The sequence below is a fragment of the Tumebacillus sp. BK434 genome, from assembly GCF_004340785.1.
Classification (GTDB): Bacteria; Bacillota; Bacilli; order Tumebacillales; family Tumebacillaceae; genus Tumebacillus_A.
In genome coordinates this window covers 169,902-181,798 of record NZ_SLXS01000004.1, presented here as the reverse complement: position 1 = coordinate 181,798, position 11,897 = coordinate 169,902, and the positions used below count along the sequence as shown (strand labels likewise).

2 protein-coding genes are annotated in these 11,897 nt (G+C 62.8%); both read right to left on the bottom strand.

Translation table 11 applies throughout. The annotated features are described in order from the left end of the window. Position 1 precedes the first annotated feature (1 nt). The gene (locus EV586_RS12290) at positions 2-3,280 is read right to left on the bottom strand and encodes a non-ribosomal peptide synthetase (protein ID WP_165898565.1); all 3,279 of its coding nucleotides are present in this window, start codon (positions 3,278-3,280) and stop codon (positions 2-4) included. A gap of 21 nt (positions 3,281-3,301) precedes the next feature. Next, complete coding sequence (locus tag EV586_RS12285; protein WP_132945411.1) at positions 3,302-11,779, bottom strand: non-ribosomal peptide synthetase; 8,478 nt, start codon at positions 11,777-11,779, stop codon at positions 3,302-3,304. Positions 11,780-11,897: the final 118 nt, after the last annotated feature.

Genomic DNA, 11,897 nt, shown 5'->3' with positions numbered 1-11,897 from the left:
CCTAGTCTCTTCGATTCTTCGTCCTTGCAGCGCGGCGCGATTTCAAATCTTTGCGGCGGTCGGCACGGTCCTGTCCCTGTTTGACCGAAGTCTCGTCGCCCGCATCGCCTAAGAATTTGGCCAAGGCGCTGACGGTCGGGTACTGGAACAGCTGCACGACCGAAGTCTCTACCCCGATGCGCTCTTTCAGCTTGCGGTGCACCTGCAGAATCAGCAGCGACCCGCCGCCCAGTTCAAAGAAGTTGTCGTGGACGCCGACGCGCTTAACCCCGAGCACCTCCTGCCAGATCTCGGCGATCGTCATCTCCAGCTCCGTCTTCGGCGCGATGTAGTCGGTCCCAAGTTCGGGGCGGGCGCTGTCCGGCTTCGGCAGCGCCGCGCGGTTGACTTTGCCGTTTGGCGTCATCGGCATCTCGTCGAGGATGACGAACACCGAAGGGATCATATAGTCGGGCAGGCGTTCGGCCAGTTCCTTGCGCAGGTCGGATGAGGTCTGCCCTGTCTCCTTGAGCGTGACATAAGCGGCGAGGTACTTCTGTCCCGGCGTGTCTTCGCGGTCGAGCACGACCGCTTCGCGCACGCCCGTCGCTTCGGCCAGCGCGTTTTCCACTTCTCCAAGCTCGATGCGGTAGCCGCGGATCTTCACCTGGCCGTCGCCGCGTCCGAGGTAGAGCAGGTTGCCGTCCGCCCGAACGCGGACGATGTCACCCGTCTTGTAGATCCGTTCGCCCGGCCGGAATGGATTGGGCAGGTAGCGCTCGGCGGTCAGCTCGGGGCGGCCGAGGTAGCCGCGCCCGACGTTCTTCCCGCCGATGTACAGCTCGCCGGGCACGCCGATCGGCACCGGCTGGAGCCGGTCATCGAGCACGTACGTCTGCGCATTGGCGACCGGGCGGCCGATCGGGATGTCATCATCGGGCAACGTTTCGTTGTAGACGGTCGCCGTGACCGTGGTTTCGGTCGGGCCATAGCCGTTGTACAAGGCGTTGTGCTCCGTCGCCACTTCGCGCCAGGCGCGGACCAGCGCCGGCTGCATGCGCTCGCCGCCTGCGATCAGCAGGCGCAGCGTCGGCGGCAGGGTCAGCCCCTGCTCGGCGAGATCCTGCAAGAACGCATGCATATAGGCGGTCGGCGGGTTGAACTTGGAAATCTGCTGCTCGCCGAGCCAGGCCAGAAACTCCTCGCTCGAAGTCAGCGTGCGGTGCGGGCGCAAGACCACCGTCGCCCCGCAGGCCAGCGTCGGAAAGATCTCTTCGACCGTCACGTCGAACGAGATCGACGTGAACTGCACGATGCGGTCGCTCGGCTGCACGTTATAGCGGTCGATCACACCGTAGTGGTGTGAAACACCATTGCGGTGCTCCAGCATCGCCCCTTTCGGCGCGCCGGTCGAGCCGGAGGTGTAGATCACGTAGGCGAGGTTCTCCGGCCGCACGTCGCTTTGGCAGTTGTCCGCACTTTGTGCTGCGATCTTCTCCGCATCGATGTCAAAGCAGACGGTATGCCCACTGTGCTCCGGCAGTTGAGGCAAGAGTTGCGATTCGGTCAGCAGCACCGCCGCCTGCGCATCTTCGAGCAGATAGCGCAGACGCTCCGGCGGATAGTCCGGATCGAGCGGCAGGAAGGCGCCGCCCGCCTTCTGGATGCCGAGCAGTCCGACGACGAGATCCAGCGAGCGATGAATGCAGAGACCGACCAATTTTTCCGGCCCGACGCCAAGTTGTTGCAGATGATGTGCCAGCCGGTTGGCCCGCTGATTCAGCTCGCGATAGGTCAGTTTTTCGTCGAGATATTCCACCGCGACCGCGTCAGGCAGCAATTCCGCCTGGCGCTCAAACAGCTGATGCATGCACAGTTCTTCCGGCACATCGACCGTGTTGTTGTTGAACGTCTCGATGACCAGCGTCCGCTCCGCTTCGGTCAGGATCGGCAAAGCGCCAAGCTCTGCCTCCGGGCTGCCTGCCGCCGCTTCGAGCAGGGTCAGGAAATGGGTGACCATCCGCTCGATCGTCGAGCGGTCAAACAGATCGCAGTTGTATTCGAAGCGACTCGTGATGCCTGCCTTGCCTTCGGTCATCGAAAGCGTCAGGTCGAAGCCCGCCGAGCCGGTGTCGACATCGAGCGCCTCGAGGGTCAGACCGGTCAGGGACATTCCTTCCACCGAGGTGTTTTGCAGATTGAACATCACCTGAAACAGCGGGGTGTGGCTGAGGTTGCGCTCCGGGGCCAGCTCTTCGACCAGCCTTTCAAACGGCACGTCCTGATGGGCGTACGCATCAAATGCGGTGTTCTTGACCCGCTGCAACAGCTCGCGGAAGGAGATGTTGCCGGAAAGCTCGGTGCGCATGACCAAGGTGTTGACAAAAAATCCGATCAATGGCTCGATCTCCTCGCGCGTGCGCCCGGCGATCGGCGTGCCGACCAGCAGATCGGTCTGGTTGGTGTAGCGGAACAGCAGCGTCTTGAACGCTGCCAACAGCGTCATGAACAGCGAGACGCCTTCCCGCTGACTCAAAGCGCGCAGTTTGTCGGCGAGTTCGAGCGGCACGAGGAAGATCTCGAGCGCTCCGCGCTGCGTCTGCACGACCGGGCGTTTGCGGTCGGCAGGCAACTGCAGGATCGGCAGATCGCCGCCGAGCTTCTCCCGCCAGTAGGCGAGCTGTTCAGCCAGCACGCCGCTTTCCAGATACTCGCGCTGCCACTCGCCGTAATCGGCATACTGGATGGCCAGTTCCGGAAGCGTTGCCGCTCCCCCGCTGATCGCTGCGTTGTAAAGCAGGGACAGCTCGTGAATCATCACGTTCATCGACCAGCCGTCGGAGATGATGTGATGCATCGTCAACAGCAGCACGTGCTCCGCTTCGGACAGCTTGAGCAGGCTGAGGCGCAGGAGCGGGGCCGTCTGCAGATCAAACGGCTCCTGCGATTGTGCGGCGATCCGCGCCGCCATTTGCGCTCCTTGTTCGTCCGGCCCGTATCCGCTCAGGTCGAGCAGAGCCAGGTCGAGTGTGAGCTCCGGGTCGATCACCTGCATCGGGGCGCCGTCGACCTCGCGAAACGAAGTGACCAGCGTTTCATGCCGCGCTGCGATCTGCCGCAGTGCTTGAAACAGCGCATCCGGGTGCAATGTTCCTTGAAGTCTGACTGCCGTTGAGATGTTATAGGCTGGATTGCCGGGCATGAGCTGGTCGAGAAACCACAGCCGCTGCTGGGCGTAGGAGAGGGGGAACAGGTAGACCCCCTCTGCATTGCCCAAAACTTCTTCCTGAGTATCAGTCAAACGAAACATCTCCTTTACGGGCTAGAGCTTTCGGGCCTGCCGGTTGAGCTTCTTCAATTCCGGCTGCGGGGGCGCCGCGGCCTCTTTTTGCTGCAAGCTTTCGACCATCGCCCCAAGTTCGGCGATCGTCGCCACTTCGAACAGAGAGCGCACCGGCAACTCCACCGAGAAAGCGGTGCGGACGCGGGTGACAAGCTGTGTGGCGAGCAGCGAGTGGCCGCCAAGGTCGAAGAAGTTGTCATGAATGCCGACTTTTTCCACGCCGAGCACCTCCGCCCAGATGTCGGCCATCTTCGCTTCGGCCGGGGTGCGCGGTGCGACGTATTCCACCGTGCGGCTCATCACCGGCTCGGGCAGCGCTTTGCGGTCGACTTTGCCGTTGGTGGTCAGCGGGATCGCATCGAGCATGACAAACGCGCTCGGGATCATGTAGATCGGCAGTTTGTCTTTCAGGTCGCGGCGCAGCTCTGCCGAGGTCGGCGCTTCGTCGCCCTGCGGCACAATGTACGCGGCAATGTATTTGTCGCCGCCGTCAGCGCGGGCGAGGACGACCGTCTGCAGGACTTTCGGATGCTGAGTGAGCACCGCTTCGATCTCGCCAAGCTCGATGCGGTAACCGCGCACTTTCACCTGATGGTCGATGCGCGAAACGTACTCGATGTTGCCGTCCGGCAGGTAGCGCACCACATCGCCGGTGCGGTACAGGCGCTCCCCAGGCTTGAACGGATGCGGGACAAACCGCTCTGCATTCAGCTCTGCACGGTTCAGGTAACCGCGGGCGAGGCCGGTGCCGCCGACATAGAGTTCGCCAGTCACGCCGACCGGCACCAGCTGCTGATGCGGGTCGAAAATGTACAGCTCGGTGTTTTGCACCGCTCTGCCGATCGGCAGGTTGCGCTCGCTGACCATGGCCGGGTCGAACGTGTACAAGGTGGCGCAGATCGAAGCTTCTGTCGGGCCGTAGCCATTGATGACCAGCAGCTCCGGCAAGCGTTGCACCAGTTCCGCCACCAGCGGCTCCAGCACCGGCTCGACCCCGATCAGGATACGCTGCAGACAGATCTTACGCGGCTGCTCATCGAGCCACTGGATGAAGTCCTTGACCATAAACGGCGCGATGAAGCCGCATTCGATACTGTGCTCCTCCAGCCAGCGGAAGTAGGCGAGCGAATCGCTTCTGAACTCGTCCGGCATGATGTGGAGCGAACCGCCGTCCATGAAGCAGGTGAACATCTCCAGCACGGACAGGTCGAATCCGTAGTTCGCCCACAGCGCAAACGGCGCGCCCGGCTCGACTTGCTTGCGGGTGATGAAGTCGTGCAGCATGTTGACCACGCCGCGATGCTGCAGAAGCGCCCCTTTCGGCAGACCGGTCGTGCCGGAGGTGTAGAGCATGTAGCTCAGCCGATCCGGCGTGACCGCCTGCGGCGGGTTGGCGGCACTTTCGTTTGCAAAAGCTTCCCCGGTGCTGTCGAGCAGCAGGGTCGGCACTCCCGCACCTGCGAAGATCTCCAGCAGAGATGCCTGGGTGAGCAGGACGGACGGCTTGGCATCGTCGAGGATGAAGCGCAGGCGGTCTTTCGGATGGGCCGGGTCGAGCGGCACGTACGCGCCGCCCGCCTTCAGCGTGCCGAAGATCGCGACGAGCAGCTCCGGCGAACGCTCGAGGCAGATGCCGACAAACGCGTCCGGGCCGACGCCTTGCTTTTGCAGCGCATGTGCCAGCCGGTTGGCGCGGGCGTTCAGCTCGGCGTAGGTCAGCCTGGAGTCTCCGCAGACGACCGCCACCGTCTCCGGTTGCTGCTCCACCCATGCTTCAAACAGGCTGTGCAAGGTGGCATCGCTCGGGTAGTCGGCCGCCGTCCGGTTCCATTCGACCAGCTGCTGCTGCTCTTCCGCATCTGTGAGCAGCGGCAGAGCTTTCAGCTTTTGATCAGGCGCTGCGACCGCCCCTTGGAGCAGGGTCGCATAATGGCCGAGCATGCGGTCGATCGTCGCCGCTTCGTACAGGTCGGTGTTGTATTCCAGCTTGAGCTCAATCCCGCGCTCCGTCTCGGTCGCCTGCAAGGTCAGGTCGAACTTGGCGGTGCCGCTGTCGCCTTCGAGCAGCTTCGTCTCCAAGCCCGGCATGGTCAGATCGAACGGGGCGTTTTGCAGCGCGAACATCACTTGGAACAGCGGTGTCTGGCTCATGTTGCGCTCCGGCTGCAGCTCGTCGAGCAGCATTTCAAACGGCACATCCTGGTTGGCGAACGCGTCGATCGACGTGTCGCGCACGCGCAGGAGCAGCTCTTGGAAAGTCAACTCGCCTTCGTTCAGGCGGGTGCGCATGACCAGCGTGTTGACGAAAAAGCCGATCAGATCGGAGACTTCGACGCGGTTGCGCCCGGCAGCCGGGGAGCCGACGAGGATGTCATCCTGTCCCGTATAGCGGTAGAGCAGCGACTGGAACGCCGCGAGCAGAGTCATGTACAACGTGACGCCGCTCTGCTGGGCCAGTCGGTTTACCGCTTCGCTCAAGCGTTGGCCGAGCGTCAGCGCGCGAGACGCGCCGTTGTACGTTTTCACCGCCGGGCGCGGCTTGTCGGTCGGCAGCTGCAGGACGGTCAGTTCGCCGCCGAGCTGCTGTTTCCAATAGCCCAGCTGCCCGTCGATCACAGGGCCGAGGCCTTTTTGCCACTGGGCATAGTCGGCGTACTGGATCGGCAGTTCAAAGTCGGGCAGCAGGTTGCCTTGGGTGAGCGCCAGATAGAACCAGGTCAGGTGGCGCATCAAGATCCCGAGCGACCAGCCGTCCGCCACGATGTGGTGCAACGTGAGCAGCAGGATGTGGTCTTCGTTGCCCATCCGCAGCAGATTGGCGCGCACGAGCGGCACTTCAGAGAGTGTAAACGGTTTGCGCGCTTCTTCGTTCATGATCCGCACCGCTTCCATTTCACGGTCCGCTTCCGGCAGACCGAGCAGATCGATCACCGCAAACGGCACTTTGGCCGCGTCGGCGATCACCTGCTTCGGCTGGCCGTCGACGGTGGCAAACGATGTGCGCAGCGCTTCGTGGCGGGTCAGGATCAAGTTCAGGCTCTGTTCCAGCGCCGCGATGTCGAGGCTGCCTCTCAGCCGCAGTCCGCCCGGAATGTTGTAGGCGGCCGTGCCGCCTTGAAGCTCCTCGAAGAACCACAGGCGCTCCTGCGCAAACGACAGCGGCAGATGACCGGTGCGGTCCGCCTTCCGAATCGGCGGCAACGCTTTGCGTTCCATCCGCTCGATCTGTTGGGCGAGGCGTTCGACCGTCGGGTGCTCAAACAGGGTGCGCAGATCGAGCTGGACTTGCAAGATGTCGGAGATGCGCGCGACCGCTTGGATCGCCAGCAGCGAGTGGCCGCCGAGATCGAAGAAGTTGTCGGTGATGCCGACTTGCGGCGCGCCGAGCAGGAGCGAGAAAATCCAAGCCAGCGTCGACTCCACCTCGTTGCGCGGCGCCACGTATTCCCCTGGCTGCGTCGCTTCCGGGCGCGGCAGCGCGCGGCGGTTGACTTTGCCGTTTGGCAACAGCGGGAACGCTTCGAGCTGCACATACGCAGACGGCACCATATAGTCGGGCAAAATGCGTTGTGCAAAATCGCGCAGGTCGAGCGCAGCAAGTTCCCCTGCTGCGACCACATAGGCGACGAGGCGCTGATCGCCCAGCGCGTCTTCCCGTGCGATGACGACCGCTTCCTGCACACCTTCGTGGCGAAGCAAGACCGCTTCGATCTCGCCGAGCTCGATGCGGAAGCCGCGCACTTTCACCTGATCGTCGATGCGGCCGAGGAAATCGAGCGTTCCATCCGCCAGCCAGCGCGCCAGATCGCCCGTCTTGTACAGGCGGCCATATTGGGTGTCGATAAACTTCTCTGCGGTCAGGTCAGGACGCCCGACATAGCCGCGGGCCAGACCTGCGCCGCCGATGTGCAGTTCGCCGGCCACTCCAGTCGGCACCGGGTTGAGGTGTGCGTCCAGCAGGAAGACTTGCGCGTTCGCGATCGGACGGCCGATCGGGATCGGCTGCTGCCAGAAATGGCTCAGCTGCACCCATTCTTCCACCTCCGGGTCGGCATGCGGATCGAAGACCACCCGCCACGACGTCGTATCGATACACGCTTCGGTCGGACCGTACAGGTTGACCAGCTGTGCGTTCGGCAGTTGGTAAAACATTTCGGTCGCATCACGCGGCGACAGCACTTCCCCGCCGGCAAAGACATGGCGCAGCGTGTCGGCGCCGCTGAGCAGCTTGCCATTCAGCATCAGGGTCAGCAAGGAAGGCACCAACTGCATCAACGTGATGCCGTGCGCTTTCACAGCCTCGGCCAGATATACCGGGTCCTGATGCCCGCCCGGTTTCGCCAGCACCAGCTGACCGCCCGCCAGCAACGGCGCCCAAAACTCCCACACCGAAGCGTCAAAGCCAAACGGCGTCTTTTGCAACACGCGATCCTGCTCGCCGATGCCAAACTCGCGCAGCATCCACAGCATGTGGTTGCAGATCGCGCGGTGCGGCAGCATCGCGCCTTTCGGTCGGCCGGTAGAACCTGATGTAAAGATGACGTACGCCAAGTTGTCAGACGTGACGGATGCTGTCAGATTTTCCGCTATTTCCCCGGAAATATCTTCGCGATCCACGAGCAGCACTTCACCTGCATCGGCAGGCAGCAGCTCTTGCAGATGCGCCTGCGTCAGCAGCACCGGCGGCTGTGCATCTTCCAAAATGAAGCGGAGGCGCTCCTGCGGATAGCTCGGGTCGAGCGGCACATACGCCCCGCCCGCTTTCAGCGTCGCAAGTAGTGACACGACCATCTCCGGCGAGCGCTCCATGCAGACCCCGACGAACACGTCGGCAGCCACACCCGATCTTTGCAGAAGATGGGCGAGGCGGTTCGCCGCTTCGTTCAATTCGCGGTAGGTCAGCCGGCGGTCTTCCACCACCACGGCCACCGCATCCGGCGTGCGGGCCGCCTGTGCTTCAAACAGCCGATGCAACGCGCCGTCTGCGCCAAAATCGACTGCGGTGCGGTTCCATTCCACGAGCAGTCGTTCCCGCTCCGCAGCAGGCAGCATCGACACTTCGCCCACCGCCAGCGCCGGTTGGCTGACCAGCGCTGCGAGCAGGATTTCATAGTGAGCGGCCATGCGCTCGATCGTAGCAGAGTCAAACAGTCCAAGATCATATTCGAAGGAAGCGACGAGCTGTCCGTTCACTTCCGCCATCATAAGCGTAATATCGAATTGCGCCGCGCGGCGTTCCAGTGCCCACGCTTGCAGCGGCAGGTCGCCAAGCAGCATCTCCGCCCCGCTGTCGTTGAGAGCAAATCCGGTCAGAGCGTCCTGATCCAAATGCGATTTTTGCAACACGAACATCGCCTGGAAGATCGGCGAGTAGCTCTGGTCGCGCTTTGGCGCCAGTTTTTCGACGAGCAGCGGGAACGGATAGTCCTGATGGGCCAGCGCCCCGCGCACTTTTTGCGTCGCCGCTTGCAGCAGCTCGGCAAACGTCGGGTTGGCCGACAGATCGCCGCGCACGACGACCGGGTTGACAAAATAGCCGACGGTGTCCGCATATCTCGCTTTGCCGCGCCCGGCGGTCGGGGTGCCGACGAGAATGTCATCCTGACCGGAATAGCGGTGCAGGAGCACTTGGTAAGCGGCGAGCAAAGTGGTGAAAACGGTCGTGCCATGCGCCTGCGCCGCCTGCTTCACGCTCGCGGTCAGGGCCGGGCTCAGCTTGCGGGAGAGCGTCGCGCCGATGGTGGACTGTGCGGACGGGCGCGGATTGTCGGTCGGCAGGTTCAGCACCGGCAGTTCGCCTGCCAGTTCCTGCTGCCAGTAGTCGAGCGCCGCCGCCCCGGCTTTTCCGTTCAGCAGTTCGGTCTGCCAGCCGGCAAAATCGGCATAGGCGGTCCCCGCAGCCGGGAGCTCCTGCCCGCCGTACAGCGCAGACAGCTCCTGCACGATCACGCCGAGCGACCAGAAGTCGACAATGATGTGGTGCATCGCCAGCAGCAGCACATGCTCGCCGCCCTGGCGCGGATAGAGGTTCACGCGCAGCAGCGGCCCTTTTTCCAGATCGAACGATTCGTTGACGCGCCCCGACATGTCGGTCTGCACTTGCACATCGCTCCAGGCAGCCGAATCGGCGACGGTCATCGGCACCTCCAGTGCCGCGTGCACGACTTGCAGCGGTTCGCCGCCGTTGTAAGCAAACGTGGTCCGCAGGAGCGGATGGCGCAGCACGAGGGTAGCGAGCGCCGCGCGCAGTTTGGCCACATCGAGGCCAGCGCCGATCTGCACCGCGCTGGCGATGTGATACGCCGCGCTGTTCGGGTTCAGCTGCTGCAGGAAGTACAGGGCGCGCTGGCCGTGTGACAGCGGGTATTCGCCCGGCGTCATCGGCTTGCTGTCCGCCTGCACCTCGGCCGCTTCGTCCAGCTCTTGAAGCACGCCTTGCGTCAAAGTTGCCACGCTCGGGCCTTCCAGCAGGACGGCAAGCGGCAGGTCGACGCCGAGGCTTTCTTCGATCTCATGCTTCAGCTCGACCGCCGTTAGCGAGTCCATGCCGAGCGCGCCGAGCGGCTTGTCGCGTCCGACTGACGCAGGCGAGACTTTCAGCGCTTCCGCTGCCCGGGCCAGCAAAAACTGCTCCAAGCGCGCGCTGCGGGCTTCTCCTGCGACAGCGAGCAGGTCGGCGCGGCTCAGCTGCACATCGGATGCTTCCTCTCCCTCCGCGTTCGCGACGGTGCGGTCGAGCACGTCAGACTTCAGCACCTCCAGCCCGCCGTGTTGGAAGCGGTCTTTGCAGGCGTGGCGCTGGATCTTGCCCGACGAGGTCTTCGGGATGCTCGCCGGCTTGAGCAGCACGACGCCGTACACCTGCAGCTCATGCGCCTCTGCGACCGCCTGGCGGACTGTGGCGACCACTTCGTCGAGGTTGGAGCGGCGCATCGAGCGCTCGACTTCGGCGGTGATCACCAGACGCTCTTCCTCATCGATCAGCACCGAGAATGCAGCCAGGTTGCCGGTGGCGATCGCCGGGTGGCACTCCTGGACGGTGAACTCGATGTCCTGCGGGTAATGGTTGCGCCCGCGGATGATGATCAGGTCTTTCATCCGTCCGGTCACGTACAGCTCTCCGTCTTTGAGGAAGCCGAGATCACCGGTGCGCAGGAAAGGGCCTTCGCCCGTCTCCGGAATCATCGCGCCAAACGTCGCTTGCGTCTGCTCCGGGCGGTTCCAATAGCCTTGCGCCACCGACGGGCCGGAGACCCAGATCTCGCCGACCTGCTCTTCGCCGCAGACGGTAAACGTCTCATGGTCGACGACGCGCACCTTCTGCGCCTGCGGGGAACGGCCCGAGGAGACCAGCGTGCGGGTCCCTTCCAACTCCTCCGTGACGATGATGGCACGGTTGTGCTCCAGTTCCTCGCCGTCGAAGCTGTTCGCAATCGGCAGTTCCGTCTTCTTGCCCCCGGTGACAAACAGCGTGCCTTCCGCAAGCCCGTAGCACGGATAAAACGCTTCTTTCTTGAAGCCGCACGGCGCAAAATACTCAGCAAAGCGGTCCAGCGTCTCTTGGCGGATCGGCTCCGCGCCTGTAAACGCCACCGACCAGTGCGAGAGGTCGAGGAGATCGCGCTGCTCCGGCGTGATCTTGTCGAGGCAGAGCTCATAAGCGAAGTTTGGGCCGCCCGAGACTGTCGCTTTGGTGCGGGAGATCTCCTGCAGCCAGCGCAGCGGACGCTGCACGAACGCCACCGGCGCCATCAGCGTCGTGTAGAACCCGGCGTACAGCGGCTGCAAGATCCCGCCGATCAAGCCCATGTCATGATAAGGAGGCAGCCAGATGACACAGCGATCCGCCTCCGACGTTTCGAAGCTGCTTTTGATCAGCTCCAGGTTCGAAAGCAGGTTGCCGTGCGTCAGCATGACCCCTTTGGGCGCCGACGTCGAGCCGGACGTGTACTGCAGGAAGGCAAGCGTCTGCGGGCCGATCTCCGGCTGCTGCCACTTGTCCGCTTCCGCATCGAGCACCTCATCGCTGTTCACCCAAGCCAGATCGCTCAGCGTATTTGTATCGCCGAAGCGTTTTTCCACCCCGGACAAGATCGCCGATGAGGTCAACGCGTATTTCGCTTCCGAGTCTTTGACGATCGCCTGCAGGCGATCGAGGTTGCCGTTTTGGCGCGGCGGGTAGGCCGGGATGGCGAACACTCCGGCATACAGGCAGCCAAAAAATGCGATGATATAGTCAAGCCCTGGCTGGTACAACAGGAGCGCGCGCTCGCCTTCCGCACCTAAGGATTGCAAAACCGCGCCGACAGCCCGCGCCTTGCGGTCCAGTTCGGCGTACGTAATGCGTTCCTCTCCGTCATCTCCCAAAAATGCAAACGCATCCCGGTCGCCCCAGCTCTGTGCTCGAGTCTGCAACAGCTCGACCAAGGTTGCAAAATTCACGCGGTTATCCACCATGGTAGGTACCCCCCAGACTTCAAGCTTCTTCAGAACTTTCAACCAGATTTAAATCTCCCAAATTGCATAAAATATATTTCTGCGCAAATAAGTAATCCCCTTCCTAACAAAGGTAAAT